A 16,122-nucleotide genomic window follows, 5' to 3' on the forward strand; every position below is an offset into this window, starting at 1 on the left:
CGCTCGTTCCCCGGTGCCCCCGCGGTGGCTGCGTCCTACCGCGGGGGCACCGTGCTTTCCGGGGACGGGGCGGGCGGCGCGGCCGGGGGGCGGACCGGGCGGGCCGGAGCGCGTCGGCCGTGCCGCGTGTCGCGTGGCCGGGCTGCGGGCGTAGCGTCGGCGGTAGTCGTCGCCGAGGGGTTAGGGCTTCCGCATGCGCAACGCTCACCGTGTCGAACAGGTCCGGGCCGCCGAGGCCGAACTGATGGCCCGACTGCCGGAGGGGGCGTTGATGCAGCGGGCGGCTGCCGGCCTCGCCGCGACCTGCGCACGGCTGCTGACCCGCCGTCGCGGCCGGGTGTACGGCAGCCGGGTGGTGGTGCTTGCCGGCAGCGGGGACAACGGGGGCGACGCGCTGTACGCGGGCGCGGCGCTGGCCCGCCGCGGGGCCCGGGTGTCGGCGGTGCTGCTCGCACCGGAGCGGGCCCACGCCGGGGGCCTCGCGGCCCTGCGGGCGGCCCGCGGGCGCGTGGTTCTGGAGCAGGAAGTCGGTCTGGCCGACTTCTCGTGCGCGGACCTGGTGCTGGACGGCATCGTCGGCATCGGCGGCCGGGGCGGGCTGAGGGCCGAGGCCGCCCCGTACGCCCGTGCGGCGCGGCGCGGGACGGTGGTGGCCGTCGACGTGCCGAGCGGCGTGGACGCGGACACCGGCGAGGTGGCCGGCGTGGCGCTGCGGGCGGACGTCACCGTCTGCTTCGGGACGTACAAGCCGGGGCTGCTGATCGACCCGGGTGCCGCGTACGCGGGCGCGGTGCAGCTGGTGGGGATCGGGCTGGACCTGCCGCCTGCCGACGTGTCGGCGCTGCAGCACCTCTCGGTGGCGGAGCTGCTGCCGGAGCCCGGGGTGGAGAGCGACAAGTACCGGCGCGGCGTCGTCGGGGTGGCGGCCGGCTCGGCCACCTACCCGGGGGCGGCACTGCTCGCGGTCGCGGGGGCGCTGCACGGTGGTGCGGGCGCGGTCCGCTACGTCGGGACCGCGGCCGAGGAGGTGGTGCGGCGGTTCCCGGAGACGCTGGTCACCGAGGGCGGGCCGGCCGGCGCCGGGCGGGTCCAGGCCTGGGTGGTCGGCCCGGGCGGCGGCGAGGGGGCCCGGCAGGCGCTCGCCGAGGCGCTGGCGAGCGACGTGCCGGTACTGGTGGACGCGGACGGCCTGACCGAGCTCGGGCGGCTCGGCCCGGACGCGCTCGCCGGGCGGACGGCGCCCACCCTGCTCACCCCGCACACCGGCGAGGCGGCCCGGCTGCTGGCCGGGGCGGACGGCGGGACCCCGCCGCCCGCCGACGAGCTGGCCGCCGCCCGGCTGGCCACCGCACGGCGGCTCGCGGCCGCGTACCGGGCCACGGTGCTGCTGAAGGGGTCCACGACGGTGGTCGCCGACCCGGGCGGTGTGGCCCGGGTCAACCCGTCCGGCACCTCGTGGCTGGCCACGGCCGGCAGCGGGGACGTGCTCGCCGGCCTGGCCGGCTCCCTGCTCGCGGCCGGCCTCCCGGTCCTGGACGCCGCGTCGGTGGCCGCGTACCTCCACGGCCTCGCGGGCCGGTACGCCGCAGGCTCCCCGGGCGCCCCGATCACGGCGCTGCAGGTGGCCGCCGCCCTGCCGGCCGTCTGGCGCCGGGTGCGCGCCTCGGCGGCCGCGGACTCCGCGGCCGCCGCAGGCGAATAGACCCGACCGGTCCAGCGGCTTCCCGGGGGGTTCCGGGTGCGCGGCGGAGGGGGTGGAACCGGGTCTGCTTCGTGGGCGTCCGGTAGGTCGGGGAGGGGTGTGGGGGACGCCGCGCCGAAGGGTCGTTCGGCGAGGACTCTGGCACGTCTGGGAGACTGACCCTGATGACAACTGCGAAGACGACCGGCACGGCCACCCTCACCGACGGCGAACGGGCCGAGGCGACCATCGATCTGGCCGCCCTGCGCGGCAACCTCGACGCACTGCGCGAGCGCGTCGGCAGCGCCACTGTGATGGCCACAGTCAAGGCCGACGCCTACGGCCACGGCGCGGTTCGGTGTGCCCGCGAGGCGGTCGCCGCAGGCATCGGCTGGCTCGGCACGGCGCTCCCGCAGGAGGCGCTCGCCCTGCGCGCCGCCGGCATCCGCCCCGACCAGGCCCGCATCCTCTGCTGGCTGTGGACGCCCGGGGGCCCCTGGCGCGAGGCGCTGCTCGCCGACGTCGACATCTCGGTCGGTGGCCGGTGGGCGCTGGACGAGCTGCTGGCCGCCGTCCGCACGACCGGCATCCCGGCCCGGGTGCACCTGAAGGCCGACACCGGCCTGGGCCGCAACGGCTGCCAGCCGCACGACTGGCCCGAGCTGGTCGCCGCCGCCCGCCGGGCCGAGGCCGAGGGCCTGCTCACCGTGGTCGGCGTCTGGTCGCACTTGGCCGCAGCCGACGAGCCCGGCCACCCGTCCATCCAGGCCCAGCTGGACGCCTACCGCGACGCGCTCGCCCACGCCGAGGCCGCCGGGCTGCGCCCCGAGGTCCGGCACCTGGCCAACTCGCCGGCCACCCTGCTGCTCCCGCACTCGCACTACGACCTGGTCCGCACCGGCCTGGCGGTGTACGGGCTCTCGCCCGTCCCGGAGGTCGGCTCGCCGGCCGACTTCGGCCTGCGCCCGGTGATGGCGCTGACCGCCCGCCTGGCCCTGGTGAAGAGCGTCCCCGGCGGGCACGGCGTGAGCTACGGCCACCACTACACGACGCCGGGCCCGACCACCCTCGGCCTCGTCCCGGTCGGTTACGGAGACGGCATCCCGCGGCACGCCAGCAACACCGGCCCGGTGCAGATCGGCGGCAAGTGGCGCACGGTGGCCGGCCGGGTGGCGATGGACCAGTTCGTCGTCGACCTCGGCGGGGACACCCCGGCTGCCGGCGAGGAGGTGCTGCTCTTCGGCAACGGCGCGCAGGGCGAGCCGACCGCCGAGGACTGGGGCCGTGCCTGCGGCACCATCGCGTACGAGATCGTGACCCGGATCGGCGCCCGGGTGCCGCGCCGCTACGTCGGCGGTATCGCCGAGGAGCCCACCGCGGCCGGTGCGGCCGAGTTCCCGGTGGAGGACGCCGCCGTCCAGGGCCTGCTCGCATGAGCGAGGAGCCCGGTTCCGGCCCGGCGGGTCCGGTCGCGTCGGTGGTCAAGGCGGCGGGCGGGGCGTCCGGGGTGAGCCGGGCAGGCCTGATCGGCATCTCGGTCGGCGTGGTCGCGGCCGGTGCGGCCGCCGGCGTGGCGATCGAGCGGCTGACGGTCCACCGGGCGACCAGGCGCCGGGCCCGTGCCGAGCTGGACGCCAACGCCCCGTACGGTTCGCTGCGCGGCCGCCCGCAGACGGTGACCGCCGCCGACGGCACCGAGCTCTACGTCGAGCTCGACGACAGCGGCCGGGACGAGCCCGTCGACGGCGACCGGCCGCCGCTCACGGTCGTCTTCTGCCACGGCTACTGCCTCAACCAGGACAGCTGGCACTTCCAGCGGGCCGCCCTGCGCGAGGGCATGCGGCTGGTCTTCTGGGACCAGCGCAGCCACGGCCGCTCCGAGCGCTCCCGGTCGTACCTGGCCGGCGAGCCCGCGAGCATCGATCAGCTGGGCGGGGACCTCAAGGCCGTGATCGACGCGGTCGCGCCGACCGGGCCGCTCGTCCTGGTCGGCCATTCGATGGGCGGCATGACGGTGATGGCCCTCGCCGACCAGCACCCGGAGCTGTTCCGGGAGCGGGTCGCCGGGGTCGCGCTGATCGGCACCATGGCCGGGAACTGGGAGGCGGTCACCCTCGGCCTGCCGTCGGCCGGCGCCAAGCTGTTCAAGAAGGTCGCGCCCGGTGTGGTGAAGCTGCTCGGCCGGCAGGTCGAGCTGGTGGAGGCGACGCGGCGGCTGGGCGCGGACGTGAGCGCCGTCTTCTACCGGAAGTTCTCCTTCGGGGGTAAGGACGTCGATCCGGGCGTGGTCCGGTTCGCCGAGCAGCTGCTCGACGCCACCCCGATCGACGTGGTGGCCGAGTTCTACCCGGTCTTCGGGGCGCACGAGAAGAACGAGGCGCTGGTCGCCCTGCGTGGCATCCCCACCCTGGTGCTGGCCGGCACCAGGGACCTGCTGACCCCGCCGGGCCACAGCGAGGCGATGGCCCGGCAGCTGCCCGGTGCCGAGCTGCTGCTGATCGAGGAGGCCGGGCACCTGGTGATGCTGGAGCGCCCCGACCTGGTGGACCGGCGGCTGGCCGCACTGCTCAGGCAGGCGGTCGACCACCGCCGGACGGCCCCGCTGCCGCCCTCGGTGTCCGACCTGGCCTGAGCGGCGCACCCGGTCCGAACGAGCCCGGCCCGAGCGCCGTCCGGCGGAGCCGCCGAGCCGTCCCGAACACCCGGTGGCCCGGGCCCCGTCTTGAGGGCCCGGGCCACCGGTCTCTGCCGCGCGGCCGCGGCGGGCGGCCGGGTCGGGCGGCGGCGAGGCGTCAGGCGCTCGCGTCGCCCTTGCGGCGGCGCAGCACGAACAGCGTGCCGACGCCGGCGGTCAGGACGGCGCCGCCGGCCAGCGCGATGGCAGTGGTGTCGTCGCCGCCACCGGTGGTCGCCAGGTTGGCGCCGCCGGACGGGCGCTCGGCGGCCTTCGCCTTGGCCTTGGCCACCGTGCCGGCGGACGGCTTCGGCGCCTTGGCCGCGACCGGGGTGATGTGCGCGGCCGGGACGACCCTGGTGCCGGAGGCGGTTGCGGCCGGCGTGGCGGCGGAGGTGGCGGAGGTGGCCGGCACGGGCCCGGCGGAGCCGGTGGTGGCGCCCGCGGTGGCCGAGGCGCTCGGGCCGGTCGAGGCGGACGCCGTCGCCGTCGCCGTCGCCGTCGCGGTGGCCGAGGCCGAGGCCGAGGCCGTCGCGGAAGCGGAAGCCGAGGCGGAGGGGGAAGCCGAGGCGGAGGGGGAGGCCGAGGCGGAGCCCGACGGAGACGCCGTGGCCGTCGTGGTGGGCTCGGCCGTCGCGGACGGCGAGGCCGTCCCGCCGCCCGGCGAGGTGATGGTGAACCAGGCCGGCGCGCTCGCGGAGGTCACCGGCAGCGGCTCGGCCGACTCCAGGTCGAAGGAGGTGGTGACGAACTGCAGGGCCGCGGTGTCCGCGACGGCATCGCCGGTCAGGGAGAGCCGGACCTGGATGCTCACGGTCTCCCCTTCGGGCAGGAACAGGTAGGCGTCGTCGGCCTCGACACCGTCCTTCATCGGGCCGAGCAGGGCGACCGGGTAGGCCGCGTCCTCCGGCGTGACCCAGGAGGCGTCGTGCCAGGCCTTCGTGTCCACGTCCTGGTACTGGAGCTTCTGGCGCCCGGCGTACAGCGGGGAGTGGTCCGCGCCGGTGCCGATGAACGGCAGGAACACGATGTCCCGGTGGACGGTGTTCTCGATCTCGACCATGAAGGTCGCTGCGGCGCCGCCGGCGGCGATCTGGGCGGGGAGGTTCCTGACCGTCAGGCGCGGGTGGACGTCGTACTCGGCCGCGGAGGCGGCGGCGCCGGTGCTCTGCGGGGCGGCGAGCGCGGCGGGAGCGGCAGCGAGGACGGAGGCGGACGCCAGGGCGGCGACCGCGGATATCGCGAGACCGCGACGGAGCTTCATGGAGCGTGACCTCACCGGGTCGGCCGGGCCGTCGGGAGGCCCGGGTGCATGGGTTCGGACCGGCACGAAGCAAGGCCTCGCACCGGTGCGGAACGGGGAACAGAAGCAGGACGCTATAGGCAACCTGGGAACTGCCTGGGAGCGGGGTGGGGTATCGATCCTGAGCGCGGGTGTCAAACCCGGTCACTCCGGGACGGACCGGGTCCGGAGCGCGGCCGGGCGGGGATGTGGCACCGTAGCGGTGGCGCCCGGCGGTCGGTGCGCCGCCGTCCGCACCGAAGGGCTTGATTCACGCATGGGCTCGCACGCCACTCTCACCGTCGCCACCCCCGAGCGGATGGGCCGGCTCGGCCGGGAGCTGGCCGCGCTGCTACGGCCGGGGGACCTCGTGCTGCTCTCCGGCGAGCTGGGCGCGGGGAAGACGACGCTGACCCGTGGGCTGGGGGAGGGGCTGCAGGTGCGCGGCGCCGTCACCTCGCCGACCTTCGTGATCGCCCGGGTCCACCCGTCGCTGGTCGGCGGCCCGGCGCTGGTCCACGTGGACGCGTACCGGCTCGGCGGTGACCTGGACGAGATGGAGGACCTCGACCTGGACGTCTCGCTGCCGGAGTCGGTGGTGGTGGTCGAGTGGGGTGAGGGCAAGGTCGAGCGGCTGTCCGAGGACCGGCTGGAGGTCCGGATCGAGCGGGCCCTCGGCGACACGGCGAACGGGGACGACCACGATCCGCGCCGGGTGGTGCTGAGCGGGCTCGGGTCGCGCTGGGACGGGGTCGAGCTGGACGCGCTGGTCTGAGCGGGCCGCCTGCCGCCGGTGGCCGACCGGCCCGCTCCTCCCGTGCGGACGAGGCCCCGGCCCGCCGCGGCGGGCTCTTGCCGACAGGCTGTCGGCAAAGTGTTGCGGGCGGGGGACCGGGCGTGATGGGATGGGTGCTGCGGTTAGGTCTGCCTAACTAGGGAGGCGCCATGTCGAGCACCACCCCCGCCCCGGAGCGCGCGCCGCGCGGTGCCGGGGCCGGAGAGCCCGCCCGCAGCGTTCCGGGTGGGTCGATGCGAGCCCTGCTGGCCGCGTGCGCGGCCGCGGAGGCGGTCTCCACCCCGCCGGAGCGCCGTGAGGGCGCGGAGCGGTCCGAGGCCGGCACCGAAGCTCCGGCGGCCGAGGCGAGGCGCGCCGCCTGACCCGGGGAAGCCCTGCGCTCGGCCCGGACGGTGAGGGTGGTCCCCCGTGCCGATGCCGGCCCGCGCACAGCTCCTGCCGGGCCTCAGGCGACCACGACCACCTTGGTGCCGTTCGGTGCGAAGTCCCAGATCAGCTGGCCGTCCGCCCGGCTGCTGCGGATGCCGCCGGTCTTGGTCTTCGGATCGGCGGTCGGCGTGGCTCCGTCCACGGCCGCGCTGAAGCCGAACACCACACCGTTCTGCTGGGCGAACCGCACCACGTGCTCGATCTGCCGGCCGTCGGTGCCCGTGGTGGCCGGGGTGCGGCTGTAGACCGGGTAGCTGCCCGGGTTCGGCTCCACCGAGCCCGGGGTGACCGCGAAGGCGGCCACCACCTGCGGGTTCTTCTTCGGGTCGACCAGCCAGACGTGGTGGCCGCCGACCGAGTAGACGACCCGCAGCCCGGTGCCCGAGGTGGTGGGCAGCGCCGGGACGGTCGGGGTGGCCGAGGCGGTCGGGGCGGCCGTGGCGGCCGGTCCGCTCGTCGAGGCGGTGACGCTCGCCGTAGGACGGGTGCCGCCCGCGCGCTCCTGGGCGCCGTTGGCCTGGAAGGCCAGCAGGCTCACCACCGTCAGGGCCCCCAGGGTCAGCCCCGTGACCACCACTCCAGGACCCATCTTCGCCACGTGTGCTCCCACCGCCGTCCCAAAACCCGTCGGCCTTATCGTGCCAGGTCCGCGCGCTCGGACCCGCACCACGTAGGACGTGTGTTCCGGATCCGTACGCCCGGTCGATCCGGCGGGCCGGCGGTGACCTGCGGCGGTCCTGCGACGGACCGCCGGCCGGGGCGGCCGAGGACCGGGAACCGCCCGCCGCTCCGACCGGTCTAACCTTGACCCGTGCTGCTGCTCGCGTTCGACACCGCTACCCCCGCCGTCACCGCGGCCGTCCACGACGGGACGACCGTCCTCGCCGAGACCGACCAGGTCGACGCCAGACGTCACGGCGAACTGCTCCTGCCCGCCATCGACCGGGTGCTGCAGTCGGCCGGTGTCGACAAGCGCCTGCTGACCGGCATCGCCGTCGGCGTCGGCCCGGGCCCCTACACCGGCCTCCGGGTCGGCCTGGTCACCGCCGCCGCGCTCGGCCACGCGCTCGACCTGCCCGTGTACGGCGTCTGCACCCTGGACGCGATCGCGCACCAGGCCCGCACCGAGGGGCTCACCGGCCCGTTCACGGTGGCCACCGACGCGCGGCGCAAGGAGGTCTACTGGGCCTCGTACGACGCCGACGGCCGCCGTGCCGAGGGCCCCGGTGTGGACCGCCCGGCCGAACTGTCGCCGTGCCCGCGCGCGGTCGGCGCGGGCGCGCTGCTCTACCCGGACACCTTCCCCGGTGCGCACGGACCGGAGCACGTCTCGGCCGGCGCGCTGGCCGCCTTCGCCGCCGCCGAGCTGGCCGCCGGACGCGAGCTGCTGCCCAACGCGCCGCTGTACCTGCGCCGCCCGGACGCCCAGGTGCCCGCCGGCTACAAGGCGGTGCTCCCGGCGTGAGCGCCCCAGGCGTGAGCGCGCCCGGAACCGGTGCACCCGGGACCGCCGAGCCCGCCGCCGGCGCGGCGATCCTCCGGCCGATGCGCTGGTGGGACATCCCCCCGGTGATGGAGCTGGAGCTGGAGCTGTTCCCGGAGGACGCCTGGTCCGCCGGGATGTTCTGGTCCGAGCTCGCCGAGACCCACCCCGGCGGCACCCGGCACTTCACCGTCGCCACCGCCCCGGACGGCGCGATCGTCGGCTACGCCGGCCTGATGGCCGTGGCAGGTGAGGGCGACGTGCAGACCATCGCCGTCGACGTGCGCCACCAGGGCTCCGGCCTCGGCGCGGCGCTGCTCGCCGACCTGATCCGGGAGGCCGCCCGGCGCGGCTGCACCGAGCTGCTGCTGGAGGTGCGGGTGGACAACCCGCGCGCCCAGCGGCTCTACGAGCGGTTCGGCTTCGAACCGGTCGGCATCCGGCGCGGCTACTACCAGCCGGCCAACGTCGACGCGCTGGTGATGCGCCTCGACCACCCAAGCATCGAACCGAAGGACCTGAAGGAAACCCGCCATGGCTGACGAACCGCTCGTCCTCGGCATCGAGACCTCCTGCGACGAGACCGGCGTCGGGATCGTGCGCGGCACCACGCTGCTCGCCGACGCGGTGGCCTCCAGCGTCAACGACCACGCCCGGTTCGGCGGCGTGGTGCCGGAGATCGCCAGCCGCGCGCACCTGGAGGCGATGGTCCCGACCATCCAGCGCGCCCTGGACACCGCCGGCGTCAAGGCGAGCGACCTGGACGGCATCGCCGTCACCGCCGGCCCCGGTCTGGCGGGCGCCCTGCTGGTCGGCGTCAGCGCCGCCAAGGCCTACGCGTGGGCGCTGGACAAGCCGCTGTACGGGGTCAACCACCTCGCCTCGCACATCTGCGTGGACCAGCTGGAGCACGGCCGGCTGCCGTCGCCGACGATGGCCCTGCTGGTCTCCGGCGGGCACTCCTCGCTGCTGCTCAGCGAGGACATCACCAGCGACGTCCGCCCGCTCGGCGCGACCATCGACGACGCGGCCGGCGAGGCCTTCGACAAGGTGGCCCGGGTGCTCGGCCTGGGATTCCCGGGCGGCCCGGTGGTCGACCGCACCGCCCGCGAGGGCGACCGGAAGGCGATCGCCTTCCCGCGCGGCCTGACCGGCCCCAGGGACCCGGAGTACGACTTCTCCTTCTCCGGCCTGAAGACCGCCGTCGCCCGCTGGGTCGAGGCCAAGCGCCGGGCCGGTGAGGACGTGCCCATCGCCGACGTGGCGGCCTCCTTCCAGGAGGCGGTGACCGACGTGCTCACCCGCAAGGCGGTCAAGGCGTGCAAGGACAACGGCGTCGACCACCTGATGATCGGTGGCGGGGTGGCGGCCAACTCGCGGCTGCGCGAGATGGCCCAGCAGCGCTGCGACCGGGCCGGCATCCGGCTGCGGGTGCCGCGTCCCGGCCTGTGCACCGACAACGGCGCCATGGTCGCCGCGCTCGGCGCCGAGATGGTCTGGCGCGACCGCGCGCCGTCCTCCTTCGACCTGTCGGCGGACTCCTCGCTGCCCGTCACCGACGTGCACGTGCCGGCCGGGTCGACCGGGCACGGCGACGTCCACGGCCGGGCGTACGACGCGCTGGGCGGCGGCGGCCGGTGACCACCACCGCCGCCATGTGGGAGGCCCGGGCCGCCGACGGGCGCGGGGCCGACCTGGCCGCCTGGGTGCGCGGGACGGCGCTGCCCGCACTGCGGGGTTCGGCCGGACTGGTCCGCACCGAGCTGTTCGGCGCCGCGGGGGACCGGGTGCTGCTGATCACCTGGTGGGCGGGTGAGCGGCCGGTGCCGGTCGCGGACCCGCCCGCCGAGCTGCTCGGCCGCCCGGTGCACCGCTGGTCCTTCACCAGCGAGCACGTGGAGTAGGGCCTGATCCACGCGACGGGCCCCGCCCGTTCGCCGGGGCCGAGCCGCCGCGCCCGGGCCCGTCCGGGAACCGAACGACCGATCGCTACCGTGCATAGCTGAGAGATCGCTGAACGGGACCGGGGAGCGCGGCGCGGTGAAGAGGTACGGGCGGGGCAGGGCGGGGACGTACGCGGTGGGGGCACTGGCGCTGCTGGCCGCCGCCACCGGCTGCGGCAGCGGAGGCACGACCGGGCCCGCCGGGGCCGGAGGCACGTCGTCGGCGGCCGCGCCGTCCGCCGGAACCACCGCCGGCCGGCCGGTCCCGGCCCCGGTCGGCACCACGCCGGCCGCCGCGCCCGCGCCCGCGGCCGGGGACGCGGCCGCCTGGGCCAAGTGGAACCTCAAGCCGCTGCCGCCGGCCCCGGCGGCGCCCGCCGACAAGCCGGTCAAGCTCCAGCGGACCGGCCCCGTCCCGGTCTTCAGCGACGTGAAGACCACCGACAAGGTCGTCTTCATCACCATCGACGACGGCGCCGAGAAGGACCCGAGGTTCGTCGAGATGCTGACCGACCTCAAGGTGCCGGTCTCGATGTTCCTGACCCGCGACATCGTCAAGGACGACTACGGCTACTTCAAGCCGCTCCAGGCGCTCGGCAACCACATCCACAACCACACCGTGGACCACGCGATCATGAGCAAGGCCGCGCCGGAGAAGCAGAAGTCGGAGATCTGCGACGCGCAGTCCGCGCTCACCCAGCAGTACGGCGCCGCGCCGCTGCTGTTCCGCCCGCCGTACGGTGACGGCGCCAACACCCCGGCGCTGAACACCGCGGTGCAGCAGTGCGGGCCGCGGGCCGTCGTGCTCTGGCGCGAGTCGATGCAGATCCACGACATGCAGTACCAGGCGGCCGACAAGAGGCTCCGGCCCGGGGACATCGTGCTCGCCCACTTCCGCGGCCCGAAGGACCTCAAGGGCGAGACGATGACGCAGATGTTCGGGGAGATGCTCGCCCGGATCCAGGAGCAGGGCTTCGCGGTGGCCCGCCTGGAGGACTACATCCAGGCGCCGGGCTCCTAGGGAGCGCCCGGGCCGGGAGCCGGGGCGTCGGCCCTGACGGGCCGGCCGAGCATCATCAGCGGGCCGTGGTCGGTGCGGCTGAGGATCACCGTGACGGTGTTCGGGCCGCTCGGCTTCAGCTGGCGGCGCAGCTCCTCGGGGGTGATCGCCATTCCGCGCTTCTTGATCACCACGGTGCCGACGGTCCGCTCGCGCAGCAGCGCCTTCAGCTTCTTGATGTGGAACGGCAGCACGTCGGTGAGCTCGAAGGCGTGCGCGTACGGGGTGGCGACCAGCTCGTCCGAGGTGACGTAGGCGATCTTCGGGTCGATCAGCCGGCCGCCGACCTGCTCCGCCACCTCGGCCACCAGGTGGGCCCGGATCACCGCGCCGTCCGGCTCGTAGAGGTAGCGCCCGACCGGTCCGGCCGGTGGGTCGGGCAGGTCGCCGCCGGTGAGCGAGGCGCCCTGCGGAAGCAGCGTGGCGCGGTGCGGCCGCTCCGCGCGGGTGCCGAACCAGAGCACCGCCTCCTTGACGTCGCCGTGGTCGGAGACCCACTCGGCCTCGGCGTCCGCCGGGACGGCCTCGTGCGGGATGCCCGGGGCCACCTTGAGCGCCCCGACCGGGGTGCGCCGGCCGGTCTCGATCGCCCAGGACAGCGGCGGCGCGTACGCCTCGGGGTCGAAGACCCGGCCGCGCGAGGTGCGGCGGGCGGGGTCGGTGAAGACCGCGTCGTAGCCGGCGACGTCGACCTCGGCGACGTCGGCGCAGCGCACCTCGACCAGGTCGGCCAGGCCCAGTGCGGCGGCGTTGGCGGCCGTTGCCGCGCAGGCCGCCGGGTCCCGGTCGACCGCGAGCACCTCGATGCCGGCCCGGGCCAGGGCGAGCGCGTCCCCGCCGATCCCGCAGCAGAGGTCGGCCAGCCGCTTCACGCCCAGCTCGGCGAAGCGCCGGGCCCGCCACTCGGCGACGCCGCGCCGGGTGGACTGCTCGACGCCGTTGGGCGTGAAGTACATCAGGTCGGCGTCGGCACCGAACTTGGCCCGGGCCCGCTGCCGCAGCCGGGCCTGCCCGAACGCCGCCGACACCAGCTCCGCCGGGTGCCCGCGGCGCAGCCGGGTGGCCAGTGCGAGCTCCTCCTCGGGGGTGAACTCGCGCAGCTCGGCGAGCAGGGCCTGGCCCTCGGGCGTCAGCAGGGGCTGCAGGTTCTCGGTCTCCACGGGGCCATTCTCGCCGGTGCCGCGGCCCCGGGCGTCCCCCGGCGGCCCGGGGCCCGAGCGCGCGGCGGCCCGGGGCGGCGCACGAGTGCGGCCCCTCGTCCCGTTCCGCGGAATCGGCGGGCGCGTCGTTGGCACTCTGGTTGACTGAGTGCTAACAGCGGCCTAAGGTCTTCCTTGGCACTCTCCCCATGGGGAGTGCTAACGCGATGACGCGCGTCTGACCCCCGCGACGGCAGACCCGCAGGTTCGCCACCTACCCGTTAGAAAACCCCGTAATCTCCGAAGGGGAGCTCGGACGTGACCACCAGCAGCAAGGTTGCCATCAAGCCGCTCGAGGACCGCATCGTGGTCCAGCCGCTCGACGCCGAGACCACCACGGCCTCCGGCCTGGTTATCCCGGACACCGCCAAGGAGAAGCCCCAGGAGGGCGTCGTCCTGGCCGTCGGCCCGGGCCGCTTCGAGGACGGCCAGCGTCTGCCGCTCGACGTCGCCGTCGGTGACATCGTCCTGTACTCGAAGTACGGCGGCACCGAGGTGAAGTACCAGGGCGAGGAGTACCTGGTCCTCTCGGCTCGCGACGTTCTCGCCATCATCGAGAAGTAAGACGTTCCAGCCCGCCCCGGATCCGTGTCCCAAGTGACAGGGGCCCGGGGCGTGGTTGTTGGTTCACGTAGTCCGGCGGCCGCCGTGCCGGCCGTCGCCCCGAGGGAATAGGGAACATGGCGAAGATCCTGCAGTTCGACGAGGACGCCCGCCGCTCGCTGGAGCGCGGTGTCAACAAGCTGGCCGACACCGTCAAGGTGACCATCGGCCCCAAGGGCCGCAACGTCGTCATCGACAAGAAGTTCGGCGCCCCGACCATCACCAACGACGGCGTCACCATCGCCCGTGAGGTCGAGCTGGACGACCCGTACGAGAACCTTGGCGCGCAGCTCGTCAAGGAGGTCGCCACCAAGACCAACGACGTCGCGGGCGACGGCACCACCACCGCCACCGTGCTGGCCCAGGCCCTGGTCAACGAGGGTCTGCGCAACGTCGCCGCCGGCGCCGGCCCGGCCGCCCTGAAGAAGGGCATCGACAAGGCCGTCGCCGCCGTCTCCGAGCACCTGCTCTCGGTCGCCCGCGAGATCGAGGGCAAGGACGACGTCGCCGCCGTCGCCTCCCTCTCCGCGCAGGACACCCAGGTCGGCGAGCTGATCGCCGAGGCGATCGACAAGGTCGGCAAGGACGGTGTCATCACCGTCGAGGAGTCGAACACCTTCGGCGTGGAGCTGGACTTCACCGAGGGCATGCAGTTCGACAAGGGCTACCTGTCGCCGTACTTCGTCACCGACGCGGAGCGGCAGGAGGCGGTCCTGGAGGACCCGTACATCCTGATCAACCAGGGCAAGATCTCCTCCATCCAGGAGCTGCTGCCGCTGCTGGAGAAGATCCTTCAGGGCGGTGCCTCGAAGCCGCTGCTGATCATCGCCGAGGACGTCGACGGCGAGGCGCTGTCCACCCTCGTGGTGAACAAGATCCGCGGCACCTTCAACGCCGTCGCCGTCAAGGCCCCGGGCTTCGGCGACCGCCGCAAGGCGATCCTCGGCGACCTGGCCACCCTGACCGGTGCCACCGTCATCTCCGAGGAGGTCGGCCTCAAGCTCGACCAGGCCGGTCTGGACGTGCTGGGCACCGCCCGCCGCGTGACCATCACCAAGGACGACACCACGATCGTCGACGGTGCCGGTGACGCCGAGGCCGTGGCCGGCCGCGTCGCCCAGATCAAGGGCGAGATCGCGGGCACCGACTCGGACTGGGACCGCGAGAAGCTGCAGGAGCGCCTGGCCAAGCTGGCCGGCGGCGTCTGCGTCATCAAGGTCGGCGCCGCCACCGAGGTGGAGCTGAAGGAGCGCAAGCACCGCCTCGAGGACGCCATCTCGGCGACCCGCGCCGCGGTCGAGGAGGGCATCGTCGCCGGCGGTGGCGCCTCCCTCGTCCACGCCGCCAAGGTGCTGGACGGCGGCCTGGGCCTGTCGGGTGACGAGGCGACCGGTGTCGCGGTCGTCCGCAAGGCGCTGCACGAGCCGCTGCGCTGGATCGCCCAGAACGCGGGCCTGGAGGGCTACGTCATCACCTCCAAGGTCTCCGAGCTGGAGCAGGGCCAGGGCTACAACGCCGCCACCGGCGAGTACGGCGACCTGGTCAAGGCCGGCGTCATCGACCCGGTGAAGGTGACCCGCTCCGCTCTGGAGAACGCCGCCTCCATCGCCTCCCTGCTCCTCACCACCGAGACCCTCGTGGTGGAGAAGAAGGAGGAGGAGGCCGACAACGGTCACGGCCACTCGCACGGCGGTCACGGCCACTCCCACTGACGCCTGACCGGTGAACGGTGACCGGAGGCCCGGTCCGCGCCCCCAGGGGTTCGGGCCGGGCCTCCGGCGTTGATCCGCTCCGCGCGTGTTCCGGTCCGTCCGACGCGCGTTTCAGCATTTAATCATCAGTAGAATTTTGCAGACGGCAAAGCCTGCCTTATAACTGAGGCATGATCGAGGCCCGCCACCTGCGCGTCCTGCGTGCCGTCGCCCGCACCGGCTCCTTCTCCGCCGCCGCCCGCGAGCTGGGTTGCACCCAGCCTGCCGTCAGCCAGCAGATGAAGGCCCTGGAGAAGTCCGTCGACACCCCGCTGGTGGTCCGTTCGGGCCGCGGGATGCAGCTCAGCGAGGCCGGTCGGGTCCTGCTCAAGCACGCCACCGGGATCCTGGCCGGGCTCTCCGCGGCCGAGGAGGAGGTGGCGGCGATCGCCGGCCTGCGGGCCGGACGGGTGCGTCTGGTGTCCTTCCCGACCGCGAGTTCCACCCTCGTGCCGCCGGCTGTCGCCCGGCTGCGGGACGGCCATCCGGGGGTCCGCGTGTCGTTGGTCGAGGCGGAGCCGCCGGAGTCGCTGGCGATGCTGCGCGGCGGCGAGTGCGAGGTGGCGCTGGCCTTCCGGTACCCGCAGTCGCCCGACGGCGCCCCGGCGCCCGCCCCGCCCCCGGCGCACGGCACCCCGCGCGAGGCGCGGGCCGAGGCGAACCTGGAGGCGCAGCAGCTCAGTGCGGGCGCCGACTGGTCCGACCTGGTGGTCACCCCGCTGCTGGACGACCCGCTGGTCGGCCTGCTGCCCGCCGCGCACCCGCTGGCGGGGCGCGGCGGCGGGAACGGGCCGGTGGAGCTGTCCGAGCTGGCCGGGGAGCAGTGGATCGCCGGCTGCCCGCAGTGCCGGGGGCATCTGGTGGAGCTCTGCGCGGGGGCCGGCTTCGAGCCCCGGATCGACTTCGCGACCGACGACTACCCGGCGGTGGTCGGCCTGGTGGCGGCCGGGCTCGGGGTGGCGGTGCTGCCCGGCCTGGCGCTGGAATCGGTGCGTCCTGACGGCGTGTCGGCGGTGCCGGTGCGGACCGCCTCGGGGGTGCCGGCGGTGCGGCAGGTGGTCGCCCTGACCCTGCCGGACCTCGCGGAGGTGCCGGCCGTGGCGCTGATGCTGGAACGGCTGGCGGGCGCGGCCGCCGGGCGCTGACCGGACTTCACGGCCCGGACGGTCGAACGGCCCGGGCGGACGTCACGGCCCGGACGGCTCCTGCCCAGCTTCGGGC

General features: G+C 75.0%; 16 protein-coding genes. 13 read left to right on the forward strand and 3 right to left on the reverse strand.

What is annotated here, in order from left to right:
* Positions 1 to 193: 193 nt before the first annotated feature.
* The 3 genes from ACF9IK_RS21680 (at position 194) to ACF9IK_RS21690 (ending at position 4,313) form a co-directional block, all read left to right on the forward strand.
* The gene (locus ACF9IK_RS21680; protein WP_395295799.1) at positions 194 to 1,702 is read left to right on the forward strand and encodes an NAD(P)H-hydrate dehydratase; all 1,509 of its coding nucleotides are present in this window, start codon (positions 194 to 196) and stop codon (positions 1,700 to 1,702) included.
* Positions 1,703 to 1,866: 164 nt separating this feature from the next.
* Positions 1,867 to 3,117: an alanine racemase gene (alr, locus tag ACF9IK_RS21685; protein WP_395295800.1), complete on the forward strand. Its 1,251-nt coding sequence runs from the start codon at positions 1,867 to 1,869 to the stop codon at positions 3,115 to 3,117.
* Positions 3,114 to 4,313, forward strand: a complete 1,200-nt coding sequence (locus tag ACF9IK_RS21690; protein ID WP_395295801.1) for an alpha/beta fold hydrolase — start codon at positions 3,114 to 3,116, stop codon at positions 4,311 to 4,313. Before alr ends, ACF9IK_RS21690 begins: the two co-directional genes overlap by 4 nt.
* A 160-nt stretch (positions 4,314 to 4,473) precedes the next feature.
* Here ACF9IK_RS21690 and ACF9IK_RS21695 read toward each other — a convergent pair whose 3' ends face one another.
* Positions 4,474 to 5,619: an LPXTG cell wall anchor domain-containing protein gene (locus ACF9IK_RS21695; RefSeq protein WP_395295802.1), complete on the reverse strand. Its 1,146-nt coding sequence runs from the start codon at positions 5,617 to 5,619 to the stop codon at positions 4,474 to 4,476.
* A gap of 295 nt (positions 5,620 to 5,914) precedes the next feature.
* Here ACF9IK_RS21695 and tsaE point away from each other — a divergent pair, with 295 nt between their 5' ends.
* Both tsaE and ACF9IK_RS21705 read left to right on the forward strand, forming a co-directional pair.
* A complete protein-coding gene (gene tsaE, locus ACF9IK_RS21700; protein ID WP_395295803.1) occupies positions 5,915 to 6,412 on the forward strand; it encodes a tRNA (adenosine(37)-N6)-threonylcarbamoyltransferase complex ATPase subunit type 1 TsaE in 498 nt (165 codons plus the stop codon).
* Between the two features lie 170 nt (positions 6,413 to 6,582).
* On the forward strand, positions 6,583 to 6,795 hold the full coding sequence (locus ACF9IK_RS21705) for a hypothetical protein (RefSeq protein WP_395295804.1): 213 nt from the start codon (positions 6,583 to 6,585) through the stop codon (positions 6,793 to 6,795).
* Positions 6,796 to 6,878: 83 nt separating this feature from the next.
* On the opposite strand, the gene ACF9IK_RS21710 is transcribed toward ACF9IK_RS21705, so the two are convergent.
* Positions 6,879 to 7,451, reverse strand: a complete 573-nt coding sequence (locus ACF9IK_RS21710) for a hypothetical protein (protein WP_395298641.1) — start codon at positions 7,449 to 7,451, stop codon at positions 6,879 to 6,881.
* 222 nt (positions 7,452 to 7,673) lie between these two features.
* Between ACF9IK_RS21710 and tsaB the strand changes: the two genes are divergently transcribed.
* From tsaB to ACF9IK_RS21735, 5 genes are all read left to right on the forward strand, one after another.
* Positions 7,674 to 8,327, forward strand: coding sequence for a tRNA (adenosine(37)-N6)-threonylcarbamoyltransferase complex dimerization subunit type 1 TsaB (gene tsaB, locus ACF9IK_RS21715; RefSeq protein ID WP_395295805.1), 654 nt, complete (start codon positions 7,674 to 7,676; stop codon positions 8,325 to 8,327).
* An 80-nt stretch (positions 8,328 to 8,407) separates the two neighbouring features.
* Positions 8,408 to 8,887: a ribosomal protein S18-alanine N-acetyltransferase gene (rimI, locus tag ACF9IK_RS21720; protein WP_395298642.1), complete on the forward strand. Its 480-nt coding sequence runs from the start codon at positions 8,408 to 8,410 to the stop codon at positions 8,885 to 8,887.
* The gene (tsaD, locus tag ACF9IK_RS21725) at positions 8,880 to 9,986 is read left to right on the forward strand and encodes a tRNA (adenosine(37)-N6)-threonylcarbamoyltransferase complex transferase subunit TsaD (RefSeq protein ID WP_395295806.1); all 1,107 of its coding nucleotides are present in this window, start codon (positions 8,880 to 8,882) and stop codon (positions 9,984 to 9,986) included. Before rimI ends, tsaD begins: the two co-directional genes overlap by 8 nt.
* Positions 9,983 to 10,249: a hypothetical protein gene (locus tag ACF9IK_RS21730; protein WP_395295807.1), complete on the forward strand. Its 267-nt coding sequence runs from the start codon at positions 9,983 to 9,985 to the stop codon at positions 10,247 to 10,249. Before tsaD ends, ACF9IK_RS21730 begins: the two co-directional genes overlap by 4 nt.
* Positions 10,250 to 10,385: 136 nt before the next feature.
* Positions 10,386 to 11,309 (forward strand): polysaccharide deacetylase family protein, encoded by a 924-nt coding sequence (locus tag ACF9IK_RS21735; protein WP_395295808.1) that lies wholly within the window; start codon positions 10,386 to 10,388, stop codon positions 11,307 to 11,309.
* On the opposite strand, the gene ACF9IK_RS21740 is transcribed toward ACF9IK_RS21735, so the two are convergent.
* A complete protein-coding gene (locus tag ACF9IK_RS21740; RefSeq protein WP_395295809.1) occupies positions 11,306 to 12,508 on the reverse strand; it encodes a THUMP-like domain-containing protein in 1,203 nt (400 codons plus the stop codon). The two genes, ACF9IK_RS21735 and ACF9IK_RS21740, sit on opposite strands and share 4 nt — an antisense overlap.
* Positions 12,509 to 12,805: 297 nt before the next feature.
* On the opposite strand from ACF9IK_RS21740, the gene groES reads away from it, so the two are divergent.
* The 3 genes from groES (at position 12,806) to ACF9IK_RS21755 (ending at position 16,046) form a co-directional block, all read left to right on the forward strand.
* Positions 12,806 to 13,111: a co-chaperone GroES gene (groES, locus tag ACF9IK_RS21745; protein ID WP_014136232.1), complete on the forward strand. Its 306-nt coding sequence runs from the start codon at positions 12,806 to 12,808 to the stop codon at positions 13,109 to 13,111.
* A gap of 116 nt (positions 13,112 to 13,227) precedes the next feature.
* Positions 13,228 to 14,862: a chaperonin GroEL gene (gene groL / locus ACF9IK_RS21750; protein WP_238862963.1), complete on the forward strand. Its 1,635-nt coding sequence runs from the start codon at positions 13,228 to 13,230 to the stop codon at positions 14,860 to 14,862.
* Between the two features lie 170 nt (positions 14,863 to 15,032).
* Positions 15,033 to 16,046, forward strand: coding sequence for a LysR family transcriptional regulator (locus ACF9IK_RS21755; RefSeq protein WP_395295810.1), 1,014 nt, complete (start codon positions 15,033 to 15,035; stop codon positions 16,044 to 16,046).
* Positions 16,047 to 16,122: the final 76 nt, after the last annotated feature.

It is taken from the genome of Kitasatospora hibisci, from assembly GCF_043950205.1.
GTDB lineage: Bacteria > Actinomycetota > Actinomycetes > Streptomycetales > Streptomycetaceae > Kitasatospora > Kitasatospora hibisci.

Excerpts from the sequence above, each read along its gene's own strand:
- ACF9IK_RS21680 (WP_395295799.1), top strand. The coding sequence starts at position 194 with ATGCGCAACGCTCACCGTGTCGAACAGGTCCGGGCCGCCGAGGCCGAA.
- alr (WP_395295800.1), top strand. The coding sequence starts at position 1,867 with ATGACAACTGCGAAGACGACCGGCACGGCCACCCTCACCGACGGCGAA.
- ACF9IK_RS21690 (WP_395295801.1), top strand. The coding sequence starts at position 3,114 with ATGAGCGAGGAGCCCGGTTCCGGCCCGGCGGGTCCGGTCGCGTCGGTG.
- ACF9IK_RS21695 (WP_395295802.1), bottom strand. The coding sequence starts at position 5,619 with ATGAAGCTCCGTCGCGGTCTCGCGATATCCGCGGTCGCCGCCCTGGCG.
- tsaE (WP_395295803.1), top strand. The coding sequence starts at position 5,915 with ATGGGCTCGCACGCCACTCTCACCGTCGCCACCCCCGAGCGGATGGGC.
- ACF9IK_RS21705 (WP_395295804.1), top strand. The coding sequence starts at position 6,583 with ATGTCGAGCACCACCCCCGCCCCGGAGCGCGCGCCGCGCGGTGCCGGG.
- ACF9IK_RS21710 (WP_395298641.1), bottom strand. The coding sequence starts at position 7,451 with ATGGGTCCTGGAGTGGTGGTCACGGGGCTGACCCTGGGGGCCCTGACG.
- rimI (WP_395298642.1), top strand. The coding sequence starts at position 8,408 with ATGCGCTGGTGGGACATCCCCCCGGTGATGGAGCTGGAGCTGGAGCTG.
- tsaD (WP_395295806.1), top strand. The coding sequence starts at position 8,880 with ATGGCTGACGAACCGCTCGTCCTCGGCATCGAGACCTCCTGCGACGAG.
- groL (WP_238862963.1), top strand. The coding sequence starts at position 13,228 with ATGGCGAAGATCCTGCAGTTCGACGAGGACGCCCGCCGCTCGCTGGAG.
- ACF9IK_RS21755 (WP_395295810.1), top strand. The coding sequence starts at position 15,033 with ATGATCGAGGCCCGCCACCTGCGCGTCCTGCGTGCCGTCGCCCGCACC.